This is a genomic window from Rhodococcus sp. P3_B8, assembly GCF_056402775.1.
The window spans coordinates 1-24366 of the sequence record NZ_JBFUGT010000089.1 but is presented as its reverse complement, the minus strand read 5'-3'; the positions used below and the strand labels follow the sequence as shown (position 1 = coordinate 24366).

Annotated in this window: 19 protein-coding genes; 10 read left to right on the top strand and 9 right to left on the bottom strand. The window is 65.4% G+C overall.

Annotated features, from left to right (window positions below):
* On the bottom strand, positions 1-794 hold a 794-nt coding region (locus tag AC1D1G_RS24000), incomplete at its 3' end, for a 3-carboxyethylcatechol 2,3-dioxygenase (RefSeq protein ID WP_477953958.1).
* Between the two features lie 259 nt (positions 795-1053).
* Here AC1D1G_RS24000 and AC1D1G_RS23995 point away from each other — a divergent pair.
* A complete protein-coding gene (locus AC1D1G_RS23995) occupies positions 1054-1971 on the top strand; it encodes a LysR family transcriptional regulator (protein WP_477953957.1) in 918 nt (305 codons plus the stop codon).
* Between the two features lie 157 nt (positions 1972-2128).
* Here the strand turns inward: AC1D1G_RS23995 and AC1D1G_RS23990 are convergent, their stop codons facing one another.
* The 3 genes from AC1D1G_RS23990 to AC1D1G_RS23980 form a co-directional block, all read right to left on the bottom strand.
* The gene (locus tag AC1D1G_RS23990) at positions 2129-3088 is read right to left on the bottom strand and encodes an NAD(P)-dependent oxidoreductase (RefSeq protein ID WP_477953956.1); all 960 of its coding nucleotides are present in this window, start codon (positions 3086-3088) and stop codon (positions 2129-2131) included.
* 12 nt (positions 3089-3100) lie between these two features.
* Positions 3101-4450 (bottom strand): MFS transporter, encoded by a 1350-nt coding sequence (locus AC1D1G_RS23985; protein ID WP_477953955.1) that lies wholly within the window; start codon positions 4448-4450, stop codon positions 3101-3103.
* 1151 nt (positions 4451-5601) lie between these two features.
* On the bottom strand, positions 5602-7332 hold the full coding sequence (locus AC1D1G_RS23980; RefSeq protein WP_477953953.1) for an acetolactate synthase catalytic subunit: 1731 nt from the start codon (positions 7330-7332) through the stop codon (positions 5602-5604).
* Between the two features lie 119 nt (positions 7333-7451).
* Here AC1D1G_RS23980 and AC1D1G_RS23975 point away from each other — a divergent pair, with 119 nt between their 5' ends.
* The 9 genes from AC1D1G_RS23975 (at position 7452) to AC1D1G_RS23935 (ending at position 17431) form a co-directional block, all read left to right on the top strand.
* Positions 7452-8348 (top strand): LysR family transcriptional regulator, encoded by an 897-nt coding sequence (locus tag AC1D1G_RS23975; RefSeq protein WP_477953952.1) that lies wholly within the window; start codon positions 7452-7454, stop codon positions 8346-8348.
* A 114-nt stretch (positions 8349-8462) separates the two neighbouring features.
* Complete coding sequence (locus AC1D1G_RS23970) at positions 8463-9428, top strand: NAD-dependent epimerase/dehydratase family protein (RefSeq protein ID WP_477953951.1); 966 nt, start codon at positions 8463-8465, stop codon at positions 9426-9428.
* Positions 9425-10273: an alpha/beta fold hydrolase gene (locus AC1D1G_RS23965; RefSeq protein ID WP_477953949.1), complete on the top strand. Its 849-nt coding sequence runs from the start codon at positions 9425-9427 to the stop codon at positions 10271-10273. Before AC1D1G_RS23970 ends, AC1D1G_RS23965 begins: the two co-directional genes overlap by 4 nt.
* 60 nt (positions 10274-10333) lie before the next feature.
* Complete coding sequence (locus AC1D1G_RS23960) at positions 10334-10942, top strand: cysteine hydrolase family protein (RefSeq protein ID WP_477953948.1); 609 nt, start codon at positions 10334-10336, stop codon at positions 10940-10942.
* 58 nt (positions 10943-11000) lie between these two features.
* Positions 11001-11912 carry a DODA-type extradiol aromatic ring-opening family dioxygenase gene (locus tag AC1D1G_RS23955; protein WP_477953947.1) on the top strand — a complete coding sequence of 304 codons (912 nt, stop codon included), beginning with the start codon at positions 11001-11003 and terminating at the stop codon, positions 11910-11912.
* Positions 11909-13390, top strand: a complete 1482-nt coding sequence (locus AC1D1G_RS23950) for an aldehyde dehydrogenase (NADP(+)) (RefSeq protein ID WP_477953946.1) — start codon at positions 11909-11911, stop codon at positions 13388-13390. The genes AC1D1G_RS23955 and AC1D1G_RS23950 overlap by 4 nt, the downstream gene beginning before the upstream one ends.
* A 137-nt stretch (positions 13391-13527) precedes the next feature.
* On the top strand, positions 13528-14898 hold the full coding sequence (locus tag AC1D1G_RS23945; protein ID WP_477953945.1) for an MFS transporter: 1371 nt from the start codon (positions 13528-13530) through the stop codon (positions 14896-14898).
* A 158-nt stretch (positions 14899-15056) separates the two neighbouring features.
* Entirely contained in the window at positions 15057-15731 is a 675-nt protein-coding gene (locus AC1D1G_RS23940) for a Crp/Fnr family transcriptional regulator (RefSeq protein WP_477953944.1), read from the top strand.
* Between the two features lie 545 nt (positions 15732-16276).
* The gene (locus AC1D1G_RS23935; protein ID WP_477953959.1) at positions 16277-17431 is read left to right on the top strand and encodes an alcohol dehydrogenase catalytic domain-containing protein; all 1155 of its coding nucleotides are present in this window, start codon (positions 16277-16279) and stop codon (positions 17429-17431) included.
* A 182-nt stretch (positions 17432-17613) separates the two neighbouring features.
* On the opposite strand, the gene AC1D1G_RS23930 is transcribed toward AC1D1G_RS23935, so the two are convergent.
* The 5 genes from AC1D1G_RS23930 to AC1D1G_RS23910 all read right to left on the bottom strand — a co-directional run.
* Positions 17614-19446 (bottom strand): acyl-CoA dehydrogenase, encoded by a 1833-nt coding sequence (locus AC1D1G_RS23930; RefSeq protein ID WP_477953942.1) that lies wholly within the window; start codon positions 19444-19446, stop codon positions 17614-17616.
* 170 nt (positions 19447-19616) lie between these two features.
* Positions 19617-20525 carry a dioxygenase family protein gene (locus AC1D1G_RS23925; protein ID WP_477953940.1) on the bottom strand — a complete coding sequence of 303 codons (909 nt, stop codon included), beginning with the start codon at positions 20523-20525 and terminating at the stop codon, positions 19617-19619.
* Positions 20522-21598: a maleylacetate reductase gene (locus tag AC1D1G_RS23920; protein ID WP_477953939.1), complete on the bottom strand. Its 1077-nt coding sequence runs from the start codon at positions 21596-21598 to the stop codon at positions 20522-20524. Before AC1D1G_RS23920 ends, AC1D1G_RS23925 begins: the two co-directional genes overlap by 4 nt.
* A complete protein-coding gene (locus tag AC1D1G_RS23915; RefSeq protein WP_061044649.1) occupies positions 21595-22818 on the bottom strand; it encodes an FAD-dependent monooxygenase in 1224 nt (407 codons plus the stop codon). The genes AC1D1G_RS23920 and AC1D1G_RS23915 overlap by 4 nt, the downstream gene beginning before the upstream one ends.
* A 121-nt stretch (positions 22819-22939) precedes the next feature.
* Positions 22940-24366, bottom strand: a 1427-nt coding sequence (locus tag AC1D1G_RS23910; protein ID WP_477953938.1) for a class I adenylate-forming enzyme family protein, incomplete at its 5' end; no start/stop codon positions are given.

The window sequence follows — 24366 nt, the reverse complement described above, 5'->3', positions numbered from 1 at the left end:
CCCGCGTTCTCGACGAACCAGTCATTTCCCCACGAGTCGAACTGGTCGAGCTCTCCTGAGGCGAGCACGTCGAGCAGGTCCTGATCCCAGCGCGGGTTCAGCGGCTGGATGGTTGCGAGACCGGCAGAGAAGTCCTGTGCGACGTCGACCACGCGCCGAACACGCTCTTCCTGCTGCGCGGGGGTGGGATTGCGACCGTCGATCAGCCGCTCGCGCACATGCTCGGGCGCCGACTGGAACTGCGGCACCGGCGGATCGTGGGAGAGCCCGCCGGAGCCGATCAACAGTACGCGCCGGTCCAGCTCGAGCGCGGCGCGGCCTACCGCTTCGCCCAGCTGCCGCACACGCGACACCGGTCCGAGAGGTTCGCCGACACAGTTGATGAAGATCGGCACGGTTGGACGATCGGTGAGGGACCCGGTCAGGAACTCGAGTGCCTGCGAGAATCCGTGGTCGACGTGCATCCGTTCGGAGAAGGCCACATCGAGGCCGCTTGCCAGGACGGACCGTGCCACGCGGTGTGCGGCATCGCGGTCTACCGCCAGCGGTCCCGAGAGTGTGCCGAAGTCGCCCACCGCCTGCGCTGCCGCGCCGATGCAGAATGGTGGGAGCATGTCGTAGAAGACGCCGTTGTAGTGATCCGGGGCGAAGATGATCACCAGTTCGGGATCGAACTCGTCGATGAATGCGCGAGCATCCGTGAACGCGGCCTGCACCTCGGCGACCACGGTAGCGTCGGGGTCGTTCTTGCCGATCAACGGCGAATGCGACATTGCGCAGAGAGCAACGGACATCAGGTAACTCCTTGGTGCGCGCGAGCGGGTGAACGCCGGAAGGCTTCTCGCGCCGTTGGGGAAGCGGGTGGAGCGTCTCGTCCGCCCGGTTGGGTTGTCGTGTACCTCACAACTGGTTCTGTCTCTATTAATCCGTCACTTCGTCCTGGCGTCCATGACCGAGATTCGATCCCGCTTATAGTTAACTTCTATCAAGTGGTGCAGCATGATGGTTGATCCGTCGACGGCACCCCCACACCCGCCACACGGAAGGACCCAAATGGACGCACGGCAGCTCAAATACTTTCTGGCGGTGGTGGACCACGGAGGTGTCAGTCGCGCGGCGGACGCTCTGCTGATCGCGCAACCATCGCTCTCGCATACGATCGCCACCCTCGAACGCGAGCTGGGAGTGCCACTATTTCATCGGATCGGTCGTCGACTGACGCTGAGCGATGCCGGCGAGACCCTGGTCGGCCCGGCTCGAACCGTGCTACGCAACCTCGACGACGCCAAGGCCTCCGTTGTTGCCCTCAAGGAACTCCGCGCAGGCCGGATCGACCTGATCACGATGCCCTCCTACGGCATCGAGCCGTTGTCCACCATCCTGACCGCGTTCACCGATCAACATCCCGCGGTGACGTTCAAGGTGGAGACAGCGCCGAGTCCAGCCGCGGTGGTGACGTCGGTGCGGACCGGCGCATGCGAGATCGGCCTCCTCGGCGCATCGGCGCCGGTACGCGAACCAGAGCTGGACGTGGTCGAGCTCGAGGTGCAGCCGCTGGTCCTCATTTCCGGTCCCGGCGCCGTGGTCCCCGCCGGTCCACAGATCGAGCGGTCGGAAATGGCCGGAATGCGGCTGATCGTGTCACAGGGCGGCTCGTTGATGCGCTCGCTCGTCGACGATGTGCTCTCGAACGGTGTTGCCGCGACGATCATCGCGGAATTGGCGAATCGGACCTCGATCCTGCCCTTGGTGCTGAGCGGATTCGGTCAAGCAGTGCTTCCCGCTGCGTGGGCTCCATTGGCGCGACGAGCAGGCGCCCAGGTTCATCRCATCGTTCCGGAAAGCAACCTGCACGTCGTTGCGGTGTGTCGCCGCAGTCAACTCACTCCTCCTGCCGCCGCCCTCATGGACGACATGCGCGCGTACGCCGTGCAACCACGAACCTCGTGGGAGGAGATGACCGGCGGATAGGGCCGAAGAGAGCCTCGGGAGACTGCTGGCGGCCGGGGCGGGGGCAGGGGATCGTCGATCACTGCCGGAGGTTCCCCCGCGCCAAAGCGGACATGGCCTTGCAGGAGCCGACAGTTGACTCCTGCAAGGCCATCTGGCCGCGGCCGAACCAGAATGTTCAGTAGCCGGCTGCTGTGTCCACCGCCCCAGTCAGCGGGCGGTGATGACCGAATCTCTGTACGTTCTCGGTCACCCGTTCGGCGAACCGGGGAAGGCGCATGGCCATGGTGTCGGCCGTATGCGGGGTGATCAGTGCCCGTGGATGCCTCCACAGACGATGGTCGTGGGGGAGCGGCTCCGGATCGGTGACGTCCAATCCGACGCCGGCGAGCTGCCCGGCCTCGAGCGCTGATACCAGTGCGTCGGTGTCGATGAGTTCTCCGCGCGCGATGTTGACCAGGATTGCGTTGGGCCCGAGACACTGGAACTCTCGTTGGCCGAGCAAGGTTCGGGTCCGCGACGTCAGTGCTGCCGCAACGATCACGATGTCGGCGTCCGCGAGGGCCTCGGGGAGTTCGTCGACGCCGAGCGTGCGATCGGCGGTGACGACGTCGATGGGCCGTCGCCGTACGACAGTGACGTGTGAGGAGAAGCATTTCAGCAGTCGGACGGTTTCGAGTCCGACCCCACCGGCGCCGACAACGACGGCGCGGGAACCATGGAGAGAGCGACCGGACGGCTCACCCCAGCACGCCGCGCGAGCGCGTTCGGGTACATCGCGCAGCAAAGCCAGGACAAGGGTCAGTGCATGCTCGGCGACCGATTCTGCGTAACACCCCTTGGCGCTGGTCCACGTCAGGTCCGGTCTCCGGACTATGGCGGGTAGGAAGAGATCGACTCCCGACCGGGGTAGCTGCACCCAGCGAACCCCACTTCGGTCGAGGGTGCGCAGTTCGGTGTCGAGGTCCATCGGGTCCAGCGCGAAATCGACGACGACACCATCGGCTTCGGCGGGATCGGCGACGGTGACACCTCCTCCCCGGGAGATCGCTGTGGTCAGTTCAGGGGTTGGCCGAGGCAGTACCGCAATCCGCGGTGGGAACGGCGCGGGTGCATCGCCTAGCTGGGTCCGGTTCACTGAGACGGTCCCTTACGAATTCACGAGCGTGGTGGAGTGATTGTCACCGTGCGCCGATGGATCCTTCGTTGCCTCGGGACCATGACGGAGGCCGACGAGGTCGGTCCCGCGGATCGCGAGCGCAGCACACAGTGAGACCAACCCTGCGCCGGCGATGTAGAGGCCCACCGCGAACGGTGAATCGAATCGTTGGACCAGGTACGTGGCAACGAACGGTGCCGGACCTCCGCCGAGGATCGCTCCGAAGGCGTACGCGAGGGATGCTCCGGAGTACCGCACGCGGGTGGGGAACAGTGAGACGAACACCGCCGACTGCGGGCCCATGGTCAGGCCCAGGCTGATGATCAGCAGCAGCGCGGCCGGATACATCAACAGGACCCGTCCCGTGCCCACCAGCAGCATGAAGGGCACCGCCACCAGCACCTGCAACGTGAACCCGGCGATGAACAACGCCCGTCCACCCACCCGATCGGTCAGGTAGCTGGTCGCGAGAATGACGGCGACCCAGAAGAACGATCCGACCACCTGCACCAGCAGGACATCGGTCCGGTCGATGCCGAGGGTGTTCGTCGCGTAGGACAGCAGGAACGAGATGATCATGTACCCAGCCATGTTCGTTCCGAGAAAGGTGAGTGTGCCGATCACCAACGGACGCTTGTGCTGTCGGAAGATGTCGATGATGGGCGCACTCTCCTGTCGAGACTGTGCCTTCATCTCACGAAATTCCGGGCTCTCGTCGATCTTGGTGCGCACGTAGTAGCCGATGGCAACCAGCAGGATGCTGACGAAGAACGGAACCCGCCACCCCCAGCTCAGGAACTCGTCCTCAGTGGTGAACTGCGCGACGAGTAGGAAGCTTCCCGTGGCGAGGACGAGGCCGACCGGGGTACCGATCTGGACGGACCCGCCCCASAGCCCGCGCTTGTTCGCCGGGGCGTGTTCGACCGCCATCAGCGCGGCCCCTGCCCATTCTCCGCCGGCGCTTATTCCCTGGAGAAAGCGGAGAAATACGAGAAGGATCGGTGCCCAGATCCCGATCTGGGCGTAGGTGGGAAGAAGCCCGACCAGAAACGTGGAGATTCCCATCAGCGCGAGAGTCAGAACCAGCATCTCTTTGCGGCCGATCTTGTCGCCGAAGTGACCGACCACCGCACTGCCGAACGGGCGAGCGATGAACGTGACACCAATCGTCGCCATCGAGGTCAGAAGTGCGACCGCGGGATCCATGGCGCCGAAGAACTGCGAACTGAACACCAGTGCGGCGGCTGTGGCATAGACGAAAAAGTCGTACCACTCGATTGTTGTTCCGATTGCACTTGCGGCAAATACTTTTCGCTGCTGTGCGGGTCTTGATCCGGTCATCGGATGCCTTTCGTGCCTTGTAGGTTCCAGAGCGGGCTCGTTCGTCCGCCGAGTTGATATGACGAGCCTTCAACAGGGCCCACGCGAGAACGTAGGGATGTCGGGAGGATGGCGCGGTGCGCGATCGGGGAGTCTGGTTCGGTCGTCGGTGATCCGCGCAGTTGCACTGGAGCTCAGTGACGCCCGATTGCACGGCCCAGCAGCACTGGCTGCCTCAGCGAATCTCGAGGCGATCGAGACGGCGCCGCATCCTCCTCGTCGTGTTATCCGTGTCACATCAACTTCGTTCATATAACGCGGGCAGCGCGGGCAGCGTCCATGACCAAGATTCGATCGGGCTTATAGAAAGCGACTATGTCCACGGGCTCTGTCGGCAACAAGCACCGAATCGACGACGAGGGGAGAGCTCCTTGGACCGCGACCACCGTGCTMCTGTGCCCGAGGCGAGTGTCAGCAACAGAAACCCCCTGTTCCTCGACCAACGTTCGAGAAACAGGGGGTTGGAGAAAACTTCACTAACATCGCCGTCGATCCGGCCGTGCGAGCATCGCCGTTGCGACGCGCAGACTGCCGCGTCAGTCGGAAGCGTTCAGCTGCGAGGTTCCCTCTGGTGGTACACCAACTGGCTGGACGCTGAACTCGACGGCCGTGACGCATCCGATATTGCCCAGGTCGTTCCCGGCCTCGAAGATGCGGATCTGTTCGCAGAGCACCGCGGCGACGGCGCCTTTGGTAGCACATGCACTCGGCGAGGTCGTACATCGCACCATTCAGCCGTGCGAAGCGGGCAGACTGCGTCTGCACAGTTGTCGGCAAGAACGTTGAGGCAAGCCGTGGACGGTGCAGGGGTTCATGAAGGTCGACGGTCCGGGATGCACGAAAGAGGCGCGTCGGCTCGCCTCAGGCTGAGAAACGACTGAGATATGTTGCTTGACCAGACGCCTACATTGCTTCGTATACCGCAGGATAAAAGTGCATGAGGTACGGAGCAGCTTCTGGGCGATGGAGCCTCGCCCCCCGGATCTGGTGCACCTCGATGTCACCGAACCATCGTGGAGGAGTGACGTCAGCCCCGGGGCCGGGTGGGCCGCAGGGCTGACTTGCTTACTCTTCGTCGCAGTCACCGTGCGCACGGTGTCGGTGTGGAACTGCTATTGGGACATCACCTCATCCGAGACACCGCTCCACCCAGTGATCGGGGGGTAGGCGCGGGGGTCGCAGATGATCTCCACCAGGGTGGGTTTGCCGGATGCGACCGCCTTCGCCAGCGTGTCACCTACCTCGTGGGCGTCGGTGACGCGAATACCGTCTGCGCCGCAGGCCGTCGCGATGGCGGCGTGGTCCACCGTGGCGAAGTTGACGGCGCCGGTGTACTCACCGAACTGCACCAACTCCACGTGCTTTTGGAACCCGAGGATGCCGTTGTTCAGTAGCACGACAACCACGGGAAGGTTCTCTCGCACTGCGGTCTCGAACTCTGACCACACATGCCCGAATCCGCCGTCGCCGGTGAGGCAGAGGACGGTTGCATCAGGGCGAGCGGCCTTGGCTCCGAGTGCCAACGGCATGCCCCAGCCGAGGCCGGCGAGTCCACGGGGGGAGAGGAATCGCTGTCCCGGGCGGCGGGAGCGAAGGTAGTTTCCCATCCAGATGCTGGAATAGCTCGCGTCTGCGGTCACAATGGTTTCGCCATCTTCGAGCAACTTGTTGATCTCATGGGCGACGAGTTCTGGGCGCACCAGGCCTGCCGCGGGGGTGACGAGCTCGTTTACTGCGTTCTTGTGATGTATGCGGGCTTCGGCAATCTGCTGACGAACCGACGCCTCGCCGGCCTGCCGCTTGCCGAGATCGCGGTCCTCGAGTGCTTCGAGGAGGTCGGCAAGGGCGAGTCGCGCGTCTCCGACGACGCGGATCGCCTCGTAGTTCCGGCCTACCTCATTCGAGTCGACATCGATGTGGACGAGCTGGGTGCCCTCGGAGATCAAACTCCACGCATCGGTCCCGTTCTCATTGGTACGGGTGCCGACGAGGACGATGAGGTCGGCGTCGGTAACCATGGAGCGCAGGTGATGGGTGGCTCCGGTCGGGCCCATGTAGTTTCCGACGACTCCCACCGACAGCGGATGCCGTTCGTCCACAGATCCCTTGCCCATGTTCGTCGTCGCGACCGGCAAGGATGCACGTTCCTGCAGTGCCGCGAGAGTAGTGGCGGCGCCGGACAAATGCACCCCGCCGCCCGCGACGATGAGTGGGCGTTCGGCGGCTGCGATCGCGTCGGCCGCCTCCTCGATCCTGTCCGCCGCGGGGCGGACCGGATCGAGGGGAAACCGTCCAAGGACTGCCGTGCGGCGACCGGCGTCGATGGCAGTCTCGAGCAGAACGTCTCGCGGCAACATGAGAACTGCCGGGCCTGGCCGCCCCGATGTTGCAGCAGTGATCGCCATGTCCACGTAATCATCTACGCGGGCCGGATCATCGAGGACCCGCAGCCACTTCGAGCACGAGCKGAAGAGGTCGGTGTGGTCGAATTCCTGGAAGGCGTTACGGTCGCGGTTGCCGCGAGGAACGTCCTGTACAAGCGCCAGAACCGGAACAGATGCCTTCGTCGCCTCGGCCAAGGGCGGGACGAGCAGCGTGGCCGCGGGGCCATTCTGCGCCGCTACCACCGAGATCGTGTTGGAAACACGAGCGTATCCATCCGCCATTGTGCCAGCGGCGTTTTCGGTTCGGTAGGCGAGCTGTCGGATCCCGAATTTCGGGGCGGCCAGCATCAGCGCTGACGGTAGACTCTGGCCGAAGATGACGGTGACGCCGTGCCTCTGCAAGGCGGCCGCCACAGCTTCTGCGACCGTGAGTGAAGGTCGGGGAGGTTGCTCAGACACGTGATTGCCCTTCGTCAAAGTTGTCCGGCGTGTTGCCTGCACTCAGCGTGCGGCAGGATTCCCCGCGGCGTCCAATAGGACTCTTTGCGATCGCGAGAAGCAATGTTTATCGTCGTGGTGTGAATCTCCGGCGGCTCGAGTACTTTGTCGTCCTGGCGAGGGAGCTGCATTTCGGGCGCGCCGCCGAACGTCTGCACCTGGCTCAGCCGGGACTGTCCCAGCAGATCAAGGTATTCGAGAAAGAGTGCGGCGTACAGCTGTTCGAGCGAAGCTCACACGGTGTACGGCTGACCGAGGCCGGGCGGGTACTGCTCGAAGAGGGGCCGGCCATCCTCAGCCAGGTCGAGCGCACCCTCGACCGGGTACGAGCGGCCGGACAAGGCCACACCGGCTCGTTGCGGGCCGTCCTGACCCGGTCGGTGGCCTTTGGGTTACCCGACACGATCGTCACGGTCTTCCGAGAACGTCATCCCGCCGTCGAGGTCACCACCGATGTCGCCTGGACAGCTCGAAACGTGGACATGCTCCGCGCCGGTGAAGTGGACGCAGCCTTCGTCCGACTCCCTGTTCTCGACGCTTCCGACCTGGGAATACTGGTGCTGGGCGACACCGAGGCGGTGGTGGCGTGCCCCGCCGATCACCCGTTGGCGGCGAAGCACCGAATCGAGCGCGACGACCTGCGCGACCAAACACTGATCAGTTGGCCGCGCGCCCAAGCACCCGGATACTTCGACGAAATGCACCGCGTCATCTTCGGCGGCACGCCTCCATCGAAGGTTCTGTGGGAGCCGGACCCCGAACACCTGCTCGCCGCCGTCGACTCCGGCCGCGGAGTGGCTGTGGTCGACAGCGAGCGGGCATCGACCCTGCGATCCGATCGCGTGGTGATCCGCAAATTCGCCTCGCCGACACCGAGGTTCGAATTCGGTGTGGCGTGGAATGCACGCAGGGAAGAACCGGTGCTGTCCGCCTTCCTCCGTGTGTGCCGCGAGCTGTCGGGCAGCGGCGATCACTAACGCTTATCGCCGAGCCTCAGAGTTGTATTGGACGAAGATCTCGGCGTCGTGATGCCCTAGTTGCATGGAATTCAGCGATTGCAGCGGAGGTCTCGCGTCATGAAGGTACTGGTCATGGGGGGTACACGATTCGTCGGAGTCCTCGCTGTACAGCGGTTGCTCGACGCAGAACACGAGGTGACGGTGTTCCACCGCGGAAGCCGTCAACCCGACTGGACCGGAAACGTGCGCTCTGTCCTCGGAGACCGCAACAACCCCGCAGACCTGGCACGCTTGGCAGAGGGCCGCTTCGACACCGTGCTGGATCTTTCCGCCTACACCGGCGACCAGACGGCCTCTCTGCTCGCAGCCCTTCCGGATGTCGGACGCTGGGTGCACTGCTCCACCGTCAATGTGGTGCGGCCGAGCCCAGTTCTGCCGTGGCCGGAGGAGATCGATTACGGTCCGCACCCCCTCTGGGGGAACTACGCGATCGACAAGATCGCCTGCGAGCGCGCCATCCAGAACGCACGTGCAGGTGCACATTCGGTCATCATTCGCCTACCTCTGGTCCTGGGACCACTGAACTTCATCCCCCGCGAAGAATTCGTCCTCAACCGCATCCTCGACGGCGCCCAGATCCTGCTGCCCGGGGACGGGCAGGCGGTGCACCAATACATCTACCGAGACCACGCAGCCGAGGCTCTCGCCCGCGCTGTCGACCTGCCGGGAGAAGGATTCGACGTCTACAACGTCGCCTCCAAGAGGTGCAACACCTCTCTCGAAGGATTTGTCGACGTCTGCGCCGAAATCCTGGGTCGTCCGGCGGACACCCGCACCGTCGGCGGCGGGCCGACCGGAGAAGACCGAGCCACCTTCAACAACGCCGACTGCGTGTTCCCGTTCAGCAACGAGAACACAATCTTGGCGATCGACAAGGCGGAGCGGGCGGGCCTGGTGTCACCGTTCATGGACATCCGGGAGATGATCGCCACCGCATACGACGCCCTTCTCGCGCACCCCGAGCGCCGGCAATGGACACGCACCGGCGCTGAACAGCGCGTCCTCGCGCGACTGGACACGGTGGAGGCCAGATCGTGACAGCGCTCGGACCCACCCGGGCTTGCGAGGTCGGCGGGCACACGCTCAACGTCGTCGACGCCGGCGCCGGACCTGCAATCGTGCTGCTGCACGGGGCGGCGCCCGGAGCCTCCGCGGCAGGTACCTGGACTGCCCTCGCGCCCTTGCTCGCACGATCGCACCGGGTCATCGCGCCCGACTTCCTCGGCTTCGGYGGCTCGGACAAACCACTCGGTCAGCTCTACGGAGTCGATCTGTGGACGCGGCAGACACTGGCGCTCGCCGACACCCTGGGCCTGGAGCATTTCAGCGTTGTCGGGAACTCGCTCGGTGGCCGCGTAGCACTCCAGCTCGCGCTGGATGCGCCGGAGCGGATCGAACGGCTGGTGGTGATGAGCACCCGCGTCGCACCCTCCAAATCGCGGGCGCAGAAGTTACTCCGGGACTATCGGCCTGACCGCGACTTGATGCGAGAGGTGTTGCGCGAGTGCTTCGCCCACGATGCCGCTACTGTCACCGACCGGCTCGTCGAGGCGCGCTACGCACTCAGCGCCCAACCGGGTGCGCATGAGGCGATCCAGACCTTCTTCGGCGCCGGCGCATCGGCACCGGAGGAGTTCGAGCGTGAAGTGTCCGCCCTCCGACATCAGACACTGGTACTGCACGGTCGACACGACAAGGTTGTGCCCGTGTCGAACGGCATCCGCCTAGCCGAGTTGATGCCCCACGCTGAACTGCACGTCTTCGCTGACGCCGGCCACTGGTTCCCCTCCGAGCGGGCCCCGGCGTTCCACTCCCTGGTCACCGACTTCTTCGCGGGAACACCCGCCCACACGGAAGCGGTCGACACCGTACGGCTGAACTAGGACGAGCGCCGCCGCCAACTGCCTCTCCGGCCAGCTACATCCCACGCACAGGAGTCCACCATGGAACTCGACGCCCGCAGTACCGCCATCATCGCCATCCATTGCCAAGGCGATGTGGTCGGCCCCACCGGAGCCCTTGCCGGACTGTTCTCGCAACAGATCCGGGAACGAAACGTGATCAATCGAATCGGCACCGTGCTCGACGCGGGACGTCGGGCTGGATGCACCGTCGTATACACCCGCATCGCCTTCCGGTCCGACTACTCCGACCTGATTGCCAATTCCCCCATCCTGACGGAGATTCCCAAGCTGGGATGCATGCAGGACGGAACGTCGTCGACCGAGATCATCACCGCACTCGAACCAGATCCCACCGACATCCTCATCACTCACAAACGCGTCGGCGGATTCACCGACGAGTTGCACTCGGTGTTCACCGCACGGGGAATCACCACAGTGCTGTTCAGCGGCGTCGCGACCAATGTCTCGGTCGAAAGCACCGCCCGAGCGGCCACCGACCTCGGCTACCGAGTGGGCATCATCGACGACGCCTGCTCGGCGGCCACACCCGAAGCTCATACCGCCGCTATCGCGTCCCTGAGCGTGCTCGCCACCATCACCTCCGTCGGCGAGGTCACTCGATCGCTGACCGTGCTCGCCCGGCGCTGACGCGTCTCCCCACATTGAGCTACCGCCACGGCGGTCCCAGGAACTCCAGGAGTAAGCCATGACAACATTGAAGTCGGGTGCCCGTCTCGCCGGCGTTGCCCTCTCCCACAGTCCGCAGATGCTGGCCGACACCGAGCACACGCAGGGCCTCCAGTTTCGTGCCGCGATCTCCGCCGCGGCACGCGCGACGCAAGCCTACGACCCCACCCTGGTCGTCTACTTCGGGCCCGATCACATGCGGGCGCTGGCCGGAATCGCGCCGGCTTTCACCACCGTCGAACGGGCCTCAGGCTACGGCGACTGGAACACCGCCAGCAGTCGCTACGACATTCCCTCCCAACTGATTCGGGACTACGTCCAGCACGTGACAGCCCGCGGCGTCGAGGTTGCATTCGCTCATGAGCTCGAGCTCGACCACGGCTTCAGCCAGTCGACCACCGATCTGTTCGGACGGCTCGACGCAGTCCCGATGCTCCCCGTTATCATCAACTGCATCGATCGCCCCTTGGCCACCATGTCGCGGGTCGTCGAACTCGGACGACTCACCCGCGAGTTCCTCGACACCGCCACCTCTGCGGACGACCGCGTGCTCGTGATCGGCTCCGGCGGACTCTCGCACTCACCGCCCTCCCTCATTCCGGGGGCCGACAAGCTCCCCGAAGCGGAACGCCAGGCGCTGATCACGAACAACATGGCCAAAGCTATCGACGCCATCCGGCCAGAGTGGGACAAGCACATGTTGTCTCTGCTCGCCGACGGCGACCTCGACGCCATCTCCCGGCTGACGCACGACGACATCCAGGCGGCCGGCACGGGTGCACACGAAGTACGCACCTGGGTCGCTGTCGCTGCCACCGTAGGCCAGCCGCTCGCCACCGTGGGTTACGAAACGGTCCCCGAGTGGATCACCGGCATGGGCATCGCGGCGGACCAGGAACTGGCAGTCGAGGCGAGCGTGGTGGCACAGTGACCGATACCGCCACGACCCGACTTCCCGCAACCACCACCGACATGACGAACGCCACGATCCGAGCGGCCGCGGAGGCCGTGTCGGTGTGGTCCTCAACGTCCCGGGCAGAACGATCGACGATCCTGCGCAAACTCGCCAGCGAACTCGCGGCATCGTCCGATGACCTCGTCCCGATCACCGACGCCGAAACCGGCCTCGGCACAGGACGGTTGGTCGGTGAACTCGCCCGCACCGTGCACCAGTTGCGAATGTTCGCCGACGTTGTCGACGAAGGCGCCTATCTCGAGGTGACAATCGACCACGCCGATCCGGCTGCACCAGTCCCCATTGCCGGCGACGTCCGTCGATGGCTGGTTCCGCTCGGGCCGGTCGCGGTGTACTCCGCAAGCAATTTTCCCCTGGCCTTCTCCGTCCTCGGCGGCGACACTGCCTCCGCCCTGGCCGCCGGATGTACGGTCGTCGTCAAGGCGCACCAGGGCCATCCCCGGACATCGGAACTCGTGCACGAGATCGCGGCCCGCGTACTCCGGGAAGCCGGAATGCCCGAGGGAGTGCTCGGACTCATCCACGGACGCGACGCCGGCCGCACACTGATCTGCCACCCCGAAATCTCCGCCGCAGGTTTCACCGGCTCGGTCAGCGGGGGACGAGCCCTGGCCGACCTCGCACACGACCGCCCCCACCCGATTCCCTTCTTCGGTGAACTCGGCAGCCAGAACACGCTCGTCATCTCACCCGGTGCCGCCGACACACGCGGTGCCGACATCGCCGAGGCGCTGGCAGCATCAGTACTCCTCGGCAGCGGTCAGTTCTGCACCAAACCAGGACTGGTACTTCTGCCGAACATCGCCTCGGGTCAGCGGATCCTCGAGCACCTCGCCGACAGCATCGGGACCGCATCGGTATCCCGACTACTCACTACCGCCATACAGGACGGCTTCATCTCCGGCAGTAAGGAACTCGAAGCCACCACCGGTATCAACCTCATCGCCCGCGGCGACAGCGCCACCGTCGACGGGCTCGCGCCCGCGCTGTGGGAGTGCGCACCCGAGCACCTCGACGGAGTCGCTCTCGAAGAATGTTTCGGACCGACCGCAGTTGTCGTCCGGTACGGAGACGAGGACGAACTTCTCGGGCTGGTACGAAAGGTTCGGCCCGCGCTGACGGCGAGCTTCCACACCGAGACCAGTGAACAGTCACTATCGAAGGCGCTTCTCGAGACGCTGACGCCGAAAGCCGGCCGAGTAGTTGCGAACCAGTACCCCACGGGCGTTGCCGTCACCTGGAGCATGCACCACGGCGGCCCCTCCCCGTCGACCACCGACTCCCAGCACACCTCCGTGGGCGCCACAGCGATCCGCCGGTTCCTGCGTCCCGTTGCGTTCCAGAACGTCGACCCCGCATTACTGCCGGACGAATTGCAGGACACGACCGAACTCGCGGTCCCACGCCGGGTCGACGGGGTACTGATCTCCTGACCCGCGCATCCCCCGACGCTCAGCATCACCCAGCGATCCCCGGCGATGCGCACTATCGGCGTCGCTGCCCACCAACCACCACCTTCACACCCCCACCGCGGAATCGGCACGGTCCCGCGCTCCGAAACGGGAACAACATGACAGAATCCTCAACGCTGTCAATCCCGATGACCCGTAAGGCAACGTCGCCGCTGCGGGTGGCGATGGCGAGCTTTATCGGTACCACGGTCGAGTACTACGACTTCTTCATCTACGGCACCGCTGCAGCGCTGGTGTTCCCGAAGTTGTTTTTCCCGGACGTCTCCTCGGCGATGGGGATCCTGCTGTCATTCGCGACGTTCGGCGTCGGGTTCTTGGCCCGTCCTCTCGGCGGGGTCGTGTTCGGGCATTTCGGCGACCGGGTCGGCCGGAAGAAGATGTTGGTGATTTCCCTGGTCGGCATGGGCTCGGCCACCATGCTGATGGGAATGCTGCCCGGCTACGCGCAGATTGGAATCGCCGCCCCAATCCTGCTGACCATGCTGCGCCTGGTGCAAGGCTTCGCTGTCGGCGGGGAATGGGGCGGCGCCACGTTGATGGCCGTCGAGCACGCCCCGCAGGCCAAGAAGGGATTCTTCGGATCGTTCTCCCAGATGGGTGCTCCCGCCGGCACGAGCGTCGCCACCCTCGCGTTCCTCGCGGTCTCCCAACTGCCGGACGAACAGTTCCTCTCCTGGGGTTGGCGGCTGCCATTCCTGTTCAGCGCCGTCCTGATCATCATCGGGCTGTTCATCAGGCTCTCCCTCGACGAGAGCCCCGACTTCGCTGCCGTTCGCAAGCGTAATGCTGTTGTGCGCGTGCCCGTTCTCGCGGCAATCAGCAGGCACTGGCGCGAGATACTTCTGGTCGCAGGAACCTACCTGAGCCAGGGTGTATTCGCCTATATCTGCAGCGCGTATCTGATCTCGTACGGTACGACGGTGGCGGGGATCAGTCGGACGTTCGCCCTCGCCGGGGTATTCGTCGCCGGAGTCGTGGCCGTGATCTTGTACCCGATCTTCGGCGCTCTTTCCGATACGTTCGGCCGTAAGATGATGTACCTGCTCGGGGCAGTAGCGATGGGTGTGGTAATCGCACCTGCTTTCGCGCTGATCAACACCGGGAATCCGTGGTTGTTCATGGCCGCTCTGGTGTTGGTCTTCGGGATCGCGATGGCACCGGCGGCCGGGGTCACCGGATCACTGTTCACGATGATCTTCGACGCGGACGTGCGCTACAGCGGCGTGTCGGTCGGGTACACCCTCTCCCAGGTGGCGGGCTCAGCGTTCGCACCGACGATCGCGACCGCCCTGTACGCCTCGACCAAGTCCAGCGACTCGATCGTCGTCTACCTGCTGATCGTCTCAGCGATCTCCGTGGTTTCGGTGATTCTGCTCCCTGGCGGCTGGGGCAGGAGAGGCGCCGCGCAACAGCTTGTGAACGACCGAGCCATCAGTCCCGCCCCGGCCACCGTTGAGGCTGTGCACTAGTGCGCAGCCTGCAGTGGGCGTCAGGCCAGGGATCGACCCGACGACCGCAACTAGAATGCTAGAATGGCAATTCTGACGCTTCGGTCCAAGCAGCCGCACTTGTGAACGTCCGTGTCGGACGGGCGGCGCGCGGAGTCACCGATGTGAGAGGGATGGCTATGGACGAGATCTTGGCGCGAGCCGGCATCTTCCAGGGTGTTGATTCGGCGGCCGCGACCGCATTGACGGCCCAACTCGCACCGGTGGACTTCCCCAGAGGGCACGTCATTTTCAACGAAGGCGACCCAGGCCACGAGCTCTACATCATTGTCGAGGGCAAGGTGAAGGTTGGCCGCCGGACGCCGGATGGCCGGGAGAACCTGCTGGCAATCCTGGGTCCCTCCGACATGTTCGGCGAGCTGACGATCTTCGATCCCGGGCCCCGCACCTCCACCGCGACCGCTCTCACCCCGGTGCGTGCGGTACGGATGGGTCGGGATGCGCTCGGGGATTGGGTCCGTCAGCGTCCCGAGATCACCGATCAGTTGCTTCGTGTGCTGGCTCGCAGGTTGCGACGCACCAACGACAACTATTCCGACCTCATCTTCACCGACGTCCCCGGTCGTGTCGCGAAGGCACTGCTGCAGCTCGCGCAACGATTCGGGGAACAGGACAAAGGTTGTCTGCGGGTCACCCACGACCTCAAACAGCACGAAATCGCCCAACTCATCGGCGCATCCCGCGAGACCGTCAACAAGGCGCTCGCCGAGTTCGCGCAACGCGGATGGCTGAGACTGGAAGGCAAGACCGTCGTGATTTCCGACGCCGAACGATTGGCGCGCAGGGCTCGTTGACCGCGCACCGATACGGTCTGCCGGCATCGTTGCATTGGACCAGGCAACGATGTCGTCGAATCACCGACTCGAGGAAAGTCGACCCAGTGAACGCAGGCACACCCCACCGAAGGCGTAGCGCGCCCGTTGACGCAGTCGTCGCACGGTTTCTCATCCTGAGCTGCGGCTACGTAACCGTCGGTCGATCTGTATTCGACGCAGCGTGGGGGAACAATCCAACCACGGTGGCATCAGTGGATGGGCTGCGCCCATGAAGCGGCTGGATTCTCTGGCGTGGGAACCACTTAGGCGTTCGCCATCGTGGGCTCGCTGATGAGCACTACGAAGTAGCGCAGTTGGCCATGGCTGATATGCAACGGTTATCGACAGTCCACCAATGGTTATTGGACCGAAGTGAGGTCCACATCACACAATGGCAGTTGCACTGGTCACCGGATCCCGGTTCACAGGGCCACAGCTCGCTTGCGCAGCTGTCCGTGCTCACCACCACCACACGTAACGAGTCGTCATCGACTCAACGCCAGAGGAGTACAGAGATGAGTTACATGCACGCCGCTCGGTTGCACGAGGTCGGACAGCCCTTTCAGATCGACCAAGTGGCCATCCCCGAGCCTGGACCGCGCGATGTCCTCGTAGAAGTAAAGGCCTGCAACGTAATTCCGAACCTACGAAACGTCGTGACGTCATGGCCGGAATGGTTCCCCTACCTGCCCCTTCCAAAGCTGCCGGCGATCTTCGGGCTCGACGCTGCGGGAGTGGTGACCCAGGTGGGTTCTCAGGTCCGCAACGTGAAGATCGGAGACCGGGTATACGTCAACCCGGGGCGCCACTCCGGAGACTCCTACGCGTCGAGGGGCGGCGACCCGCTCAACGATCCCAGCTTCACCTTTCAGGGGTACTTCGGATTCGGCCCCGACTCGCACGAGATCTACCAGGACTATCCCCACGGCGGTTTCTGCCAGTACATGAAAACGCCCGCCGACGGATTGGTCACCTTGCCAGACTCCGTCTCGTTCGAGCAGGCCTGCCGGTTCGGATACTTGGGTACCGCGTACTCCGCACTGCGCAAGAGTGGCGTACGTGCGGGCACGTCGGTTCTGATCAACGGTGGTACCGGAACCCTGGGTGTGGGTGCGGTACTGAATGCTCTCGCGATGGGCGCTAGCCGGATTCTGGTGATGGCGCGAAATCGTGACCTTCTCGAACGGATCCGGCAGCTGGATCCCCAGCGCGTCCGCGTCCTCGCCCACGGGGACCGTGAAGTGCCCGAATGGGTTCGCGAGCACACTGATGGTCTCGGGGCAGACGCCTTTGTCGACGCGGTGGGACCCGGTGCTCCGCATGAGATCACAGTGTCGGGTATCGACTCCCTGCGTCGTGGGGGCCGGATGGTCGATATCGGTGGCATGTCGGAGGAGTTGCCGTTGAACATGTTCAAGCTGATGTGTTTTCAGATCAGTGTCATCGGGTCCAATTGGTTCAGTGTCGCCGAGGGGCAGGAGATGGCGCGGATGGCTGAAGCCGGCACGCTGGACCTTTCGGTGTTCGAGCACGAGGTATATCCGCTATCGGAAGTGAACGAGGCACTGGCCGCGGTGGAGAGTCGAAATGGTGGATTCACCAATGTGGTTGTCAACCCCGCTACAGAGAGTGCGGTGACCATGCGCGATCACTACAGCGTGTCCGCTGCGGGCGACTGAGGGCCGTTCACGACGCGACGCCCGTCATACGACACCACCGCTTTCCGGCAACCGCTGGCACATTTCGTCATCGGGCAAGAAAGGGGCGAATCCGCACGCCGTGTGATCGGGTAGTGGGCGTGGGTGTGCGGATTCGCCTGACTGGGGCCACATCCTCGGATGCGGGCGGTCGAGCCGGTGTGTCAGAAAGCGGTGCGAGGGAGTTCGATGAGGTCGCTGCTGGTGTGTTGCATGCTGACCAGTTCCGCCGGGATGGTTGCGATCACGTGGCGGGCGAACCACCGCCCGGTGGCGGTTTTGCCCAGGTAGAAGTCCCGGTCGGCCGGCGTGGCCGTGGTGGTGCGTTCCTCGGCGATCTGCGCGCTGCGCAGCAGCAGCCAGCCGCAGACGAGGTTGCCGATTTGCAGGAGCAGCCGGGTGGTGTCCTGGGCCGCGAGGGGGCGCCGATCCTTGTGATCGGTTGTGCCCCAACGGTCGGTCAGCAGGTTGCACATGTCTCGGACCGCGTCGATCCCGGCACGTAGTAGGGCGCGTTCGGTGGCAAACGTATYGTTGCCGTCGTCGGCGGTCTTGTCCATGTCGACAAGGAGCCGTTCGAGGGCGGCGCCGCGATCGCGCACGATCTTGCGGCTGAACAGATCCAACCCTTGGATGCCGGTGGTGCCTTCGTAGAGGGTGTCGACCTTGGTGTCGCGGACGTACTGCTCGAGGGGGTAATCCTCGAGGTACCCGGAGCCGCCGAAGGTCTGCAGGCACTCCTGGCCTAGGATGCGCCAGGCAGTCTCGGAACAGAATCCCTTGATCACCGGCAGCAGCAGCTGATGGCAGGCGTCGGCCTCGGTGTCGAGCGTGCCCTGTGCGCGCGAGATTTCGATGCGGTCCTGCTGGGACGCGGCATAGAGGATCAGTGCCCGCATGCCTTCGGCGTAGGCCTTCTGAGTCATCAGGGACCGGCGGACGTCAGGGTGGTCGATGATCGGGACGGCACCGGGGGCGGTGTCGGTGCGCACCAGGGGCTGACCCTGGACCCGGTTGAGGGCGTACTCGCGGGCGTTGAGGTAGCCGGTGGAGAGGGTAGCCATCGACTTCACCCCGACGAGCATCCGGACGTGTTTGATGATCTCGAACATCTGCTGGATGCCCGCGTGCCGGTCGCCGAGCAGCCAGCCCACCGCGGGGTGTTCGCCGCCGAAGGTGACCTCACAGGTGGGGCTGCCGGTGATGCCGAGTTTGTGTTCGAGGCCGGTGGCGTAGACACCGTTGCGTTCGCCGAGTTCACCGGTGTTCGGTTCGAAGTGGAACTTCGGGACCACGAACAGGGACAGTCCCACGGTGCCGGGGCCACCGGCGCCGTCCACCCCGACGGGCCGTGCCAGCACCATGTGCACGATGTTGTCGGTCAGGTCGTGATCGCCGTAGGTGATGAACCGCTTGACACCCTCGAGGTGCCAGGTTCCGTCCGGTTGGGGGATCGCCCGGGTGCGTGCGGCGCCGACATCGGAGCCGGCGTCGGGTTCGGTGAGCACCATGGTGACCATCCACTGGTGCTCGGTGATCAGTTCCGCGAGACGCCGCTGCGATTCGGTGCCCTCCTGGTGCAGGAGCCGGACCACCTGCGGAATGACGTTGAGTCCCTGGGGGATCGCCGCGTTCGCGCCGAGCATGAGCTCGGTGACGCACCAGCGCAGGGTGGGTGGGACGGCTTGCCCGGACAGCTTCTCGGGCAGGTCGAGATCGAGCCAGCCGGACGAGAGGTAGTCGGCGGCCGAGGCGCGGTAGTCCTGCGGCAGACGGACGCTGTGCGTGGCGGCGTCGAAGGTGACGGCCGCGCGATCGACGTCGCTGAAGGAGAGTGCCAACTTGTTGGTGGCGTACCGCTCCGCCTCGTCGAGCACGGTGTCGGCGGCGTCGCGGGTGAAGTCCGCGAACGGTGCCGAACCGTAGACGTCGTCGCGTCCGAGCAGTTCGAACAGATCGAACCTGATGTCCCTCAGGTTGCTGCGGTAGTGGCTCATCGGGGTCCCTCTCAACTGCTGATGTGTATCAGCATCACTGATACAGGTATATCAGATATTCTGATATAAGGTCAATGGTGGATGTGCCCGCCGCCGGCGCTCCCGTAGTCCGGAGGCAGATCGGCCGGACGCTCGTGTCGGAGCTGTCGGTGCGGATGTGCCGAGGCAGGTCAGGGTGCGGCGGCGAGGACGATGTCGAATCGTGTCCGCGACCAGGGGCGGCCGCCGAGTTCCCGGCCGTCCGGGGTCGGTGTTCCCGCCGGCTGTTCGGTGAAGTCCTTGATCAGCGACTCCTTGACCCCGAACACGCTGTCCGAGTGCAGGAGTGCGTCCCCGCGCACGAAGATGTGGGTGACCAGGGTGCGGTGCCGAGCGGCGGTGACCATGAAGTGCAGATGGCTGGCGCGCATCGGGGAGCGGCCGGCGGCGGCGAGCATGGCGCCGACCGGGCCGTCGTGCGGGATGGGATACGGGGTCGGGGTCAGACCCCAGAACGAGTACCGGCCCCATTCGTCGGTGAACAGGTGGGCGCGGCCGGTGACGCGGTCGTCGGTGTACTGGACGTCGTAGAACCCGTCTTCGTCGGCCTCCCACACCTCGATCCGCGCCCCGGGAATCGGGGAACCGTCGAGTCCGGTGACGGTGCCCTCGACCCAGCAGGGTTGGCCGGGGGCACCGCCGGAGATGTCGCCGCCGAGGTCGATACGGGGCGAGTTCTCGACGAAGAACGGCCCGAAGACGGTGGCCTCGGTGGCCTCGCCCTCGGCTTCGTTGTTCATCGTGATGGTCTGCATGGACGCGCCGAATACATCGGAGAGGAGGATGAATTCCTGCCGCCGGTCATCGGTGATATGCCCGGCGGCGGTGAGGAACTCGATCGCCGTGTTCCATTCCTCCTCGGTCAGGCGCACCTCGCGCAAGAAGGCGTGCAGGTGCCGGGTCAGCGACTGCAACACCAACTTCAGGCGCTCGTTGTCGGCGCCGTCGAAGCTGGCGACCACCTTCGCGGTCAACTCTTCCTCACGCCGGCGCTGTTCGGGGTTGGCGGCCACGGTCTTGTCCACGGTGCGGGAAGTCATGACAAGAAACCTTCCGATGAGGGCTGGGTGCCGGCCCAGGCGGCGCGGAGCAGAACCTCGAGGTTGCCCGGTGTCACCTGGCGCGGGGTGGTGTCGGGGATGAACGGCAGGATGAGTGCGACCGCCTCGGGAATGTTGTCCTCGGTCAGCCCGTGATCGGCCAGGGCGGTGGGCGCGTCGAGCCTTGCACGCAGCGTGTTCAGCCCGTCGAGTGCGTGTGCGGTGCCGAATGCGGCGGCGATCCGCGCTTCGGCGGCGGGTGCGGCGGGCGCGAGGAAGGCAAGGACGTACGGCAACACGACGGCGTGGGTCTGCGCGTGGGGCAGGTTGTAGGCGCCGCCGAGGACGTGGCAGATCTTGTGGTGCATCCCCGATCCCGCCGAGGCGAAGGCGACCGCGGACAGGTAGGCACCGTAGAGGCAGTCCTCCCGCCCGGCAATGTCGTCGGGGTCGGCCTTGACGGCCGGCAGCCCGGCGTTGAGCGTGCGGATCGCTTCGGCGGCCAACGCCTGGTTGATCGGGTCGGCGCGCGGCGCCCACATCGAGTCGATGCTGTGCGCCAGGGCGTTCAGACCGGACGCCACCGACAGGTCGGCGGGCAGCGAACTGGTCAGGTCCGCGTCGTAGACGACCGTGACGGGCAGGACCCTGTCGTCGACCCCGGTGCTCTTCCGTGAATCCTCGGTCAACCCCCAGACGTTGGTCGCCTCCGAACCGGCGTAGGTGGTCGGGACGGCCACGATGGGCAGACCGGTGGTCAGAGCGATCGCCTTCGCCAGACCGGTCGTCGACCCGCCACCGATGCAGACCAGCAGGTCGATCCCGTGCTCTGTGGCCGCGGCCCGGGCCTTCTCGGCCTTGGCGATCGGCACGTGCGGTGCGACGTCGTCGTAGCGCAATTCCACCGTGATGCGCTCGGTGACCGTCTGGGCGATCGGCTGCTCGGTCGGGCCGGCGATCACCATGACCGCTCGCGCGCCGAGCCGGTCGACCTCGGCGGCCAGGTTCTGCGCCGCCCGTCCGGTGCCGAACAGCACCCGCTGCGGCAGGGTCGTGTGTTCGAAGGTGGTCATCGGACGTACGCCTCCCGGGCGGCCAGTTCGGCGTCGTATCCGTAGAGCCAACCACTGGCCACCAGGGGATCCTGCTGGGCGAGTCCGGCGTCCCGGGTGATCTGTTCCGGACCGTCGGGCAGGTGGTTGATCTCCTTGCGGCCGCGGCTGAGCTGCTGGACCCTCGTCGTGCGGGGCAGGCGGATCTCCTCGTAGGTGCGCAGCGCCCGATCGGGGTCGCCGGTGTCCGCGGCCAGGCACTGGGCGAGCGCGGCACCGTCCTCGATGGCCTGGGCGGCGCCCTGGGCGAAGAACGGAAACATCGGATGCGCGGCATCACCGAGCAGCGTCACCCGACCACGTGACCACTGGTCGAGCGGTGCGCGGTCGAGCAGCGCCCATCGTCCCGGCGTCCCGGCAGCCCTGATCAGATCGGTCAGCCGGGGATCCCACCCGTCGAACTCGGCGAGGAGCTCCGCGACTGTGCCGGTGGCGCTCCAGGATTCGTCGGTGAAGTCACCGGCGGGGGCGAACGCCACGATGTTGACGGCCTTGCCGCCCGAGATCGGGTAGTGCACGAGGTGATGGTCCGGTCCGATCCACAGGGTCTGGACCGGGCGGCGCGCAAACGCCGGGGCGTCCGCGGCGGGGACGAGCGCCCGGAACGCACACATCCCGGAGTATTCGGCGGGGGCGGGGGTGGTGATGGCGCCCCGGATGACCGAGTGGACCCCGTCGGCGCCGATGACGACGTCGGCGTCGACCACCGATCCGTCGCCGAAGTGCAGGCGCGCCCCGTCGGCGTGGGGTTCGATGCCGGTGCACCGCATGCCCAATCGGATCAGCTTCGCCGGTACCGCCGCGCGGACGGCGTCGAGCACGTCGGCGCGGTGCGCGACGTAGGAGCGTTCGCCGTACAGGGCTTCGCAGTTGTCGGTGAGCTGCTCGGCCGAGAGGATCGCCCCGTTCTGCCAGCGCCGGAATTCCCAGCCGACCTCGAGGGGGACCGCCTTGGCGAGGAAGGTGTCGAAGTGACCGAGCCGGCGGATCATTCGCACCGCGTTGGGGGAGACGACCAGTCCGGCTCCGACCTCCCCGAGCTGGGGTGCCTGCTCGTAGACGGTGACGTCGAGACCGGCCCGGTGCAGGAACGCTGCTGCCGCCACTCCGCCGATACCGCCGCCGACGACGGCGATACGGGGGGAACCGGTTGAGGGGGACTCGGGTGTGGTTGTACTCATGGGAAAGGCCTTTCTGACTCGATCCGCCGGCGTGCGGAGGCGAAGGGGTTGTCGCCGTGTGCCGGCGAGACCCGTCGACCGCGCGCTGGGGGTGGAGCACCCGTTCCGGTGGCGGACGGGGTCAGCGCTGTACGGGGGTGTCCTGGGAGGTGGGGGTCAGTTCGCGGCGCAGGAGTTTGCCGACCGGGCTGCGGGGCAGGCTCTCACGCCGTTCGAGGACGCGGGGGATCTTGAATTTAGCCAGCTGTGGGCGCAGGAACTGTTGCAGCTCGTCGAGTTCGACGGTGTCGTCGCAGACGACGACCGCGGTGATGATTTCACCCCACACCGGGTCGGGGCGGCCGACGACGGCGGCATCGCGGATCCCGGGATACTGGACGACCAGGTGCTCGATCTCGGCGGGATCCACGTTCTCCCCGCCGGTGATGATGATTTCCTTCGACCGCCCCGTGATGCACAGGTCGCCGTCGACATCGATGAAGCCGCGGTCGCCGCTGGCCAGCCATCCCTGTCGGAACGTCTCGGCGGTCGCGGTCTCGTTGCCCCAGTAGCCGGAGGCGATGTGCGGTCCGCGCACGAGCACCTCGCCGACCTGGCCGGGCGGAAGGTCGCTGCCGTCATCGGAAACGATCCGCAGATCCGTCAGCAACGCCGGAGTCCCTGATGATGCGGACTTGAGTGCCGCGTCGGTGGCGCGCCGGAAACTGACCGACGGTCCGGCCTCGGTCAGCCCGTAGCTGGCGAGAACCGGGACACCGCGCGAGGCCCACAGGGCCACCAGTTCCGGTGGCATCGGGGCGCCGCCGCCGAGGATCCACCGCAGGCTCGAGGTGTTCGCGTCCGTGAACCCCGGCACCTGCGCCATCAGAGTGAGCATCGAGGGCACCGCGAACATGGTGGTCACAGCGAACTGTTCGATCTGCTGCAGGCACCGCCCGGCGTCGAACTTGCTGTCGAGGACGACCGTGCCGCCCTTGTACAGGGTGGCGACGGCGAGGGTATTCAACGCCGCGACGTGCGACAGGGGTGTGTTCACCAGCGTCACATCGTCGGCGACGATGTCCAGTCCGAGCAGGGTGTTGACCCCGTTGAAGAACAGTGCGCCGTGACTGAGGGTGACTCCCTTGGGGTGTCCGGACGTTCCCGAGGTGTAGACGACCAACGCCGCGGAGTCCGCCGTCGGGCGGTGCTCCGGCGCGGGACCGGGAACATACGCGGGCAGGTGCGGCAGTGCCAGGTCGTGAACCTTTTCCAGGGACAGGATCGGTATGCCGTCGACGCCGGGCACCTCGCGGCCGGCGTCGACGGTGTGCGGCGACACCAGCAGCACGCGCGCCGACAGATCCTGCAGGATGTAGCCGACGTCCGTGGGTGGGGACGCGATACCGACCGGGGTGAAGACCGCCCCGATCCGTGAACTCGCATAGAGCGCGATCAGGATCTCGGGGCGGTTCTCCGAGTAACACACGACGCGATCTCCGGGCCGAACCCCCTGTTCGGTGAGGAACGACGCCGCCGCCCGGATCCGGTCGAGGAGCTGACCGTAGG

What these genes read in the sequence shown, in the direction of transcription:
- AC1D1G_RS23960 (WP_477953948.1), top strand. Translation starts at nt 10,334, where the DNA reads ATGGAACTCGACGCCCGCAGTACCGCCATCATCGCCATCCATTGCCAA.
- AC1D1G_RS23970 (WP_477953951.1), top strand. Translation starts at nt 8,463, where the DNA reads ATGGGGGGTACACGATTCGTCGGAGTCCTCGCTGTACAGCGGTTGCTC.
- AC1D1G_RS23940 (WP_477953944.1), top strand. Translation starts at nt 15,057, where the DNA reads ATGGACGAGATCTTGGCGCGAGCCGGCATCTTCCAGGGTGTTGATTCG.
- AC1D1G_RS23920 (WP_477953939.1), bottom strand. Translation starts at nt 21,598, where the DNA reads ATGACCACCTTCGAACACACGACCCTGCCGCAGCGGGTGCTGTTCGGC.
- AC1D1G_RS23945 (WP_477953945.1), top strand. Translation starts at nt 13,528, where the DNA reads ATGACAGAATCCTCAACGCTGTCAATCCCGATGACCCGTAAGGCAACG.
- AC1D1G_RS23915 (WP_061044649.1), bottom strand. Translation starts at nt 22,818, where the DNA reads ATGAGTACAACCACACCCGAGTCCCCCTCAACCGGTTCCCCCCGTATC.
- AC1D1G_RS23935 (WP_477953959.1), top strand. Translation starts at nt 16,277, where the DNA reads ATGCACGCCGCTCGGTTGCACGAGGTCGGACAGCCCTTTCAGATCGAC.
- AC1D1G_RS23955 (WP_477953947.1), top strand. Translation starts at nt 11,001, where the DNA reads ATGACAACATTGAAGTCGGGTGCCCGTCTCGCCGGCGTTGCCCTCTCC.
- AC1D1G_RS23925 (WP_477953940.1), bottom strand. Translation starts at nt 20,525, where the DNA reads ATGACTTCCCGCACCGTGGACAAGACCGTGGCCGCCAACCCCGAACAG.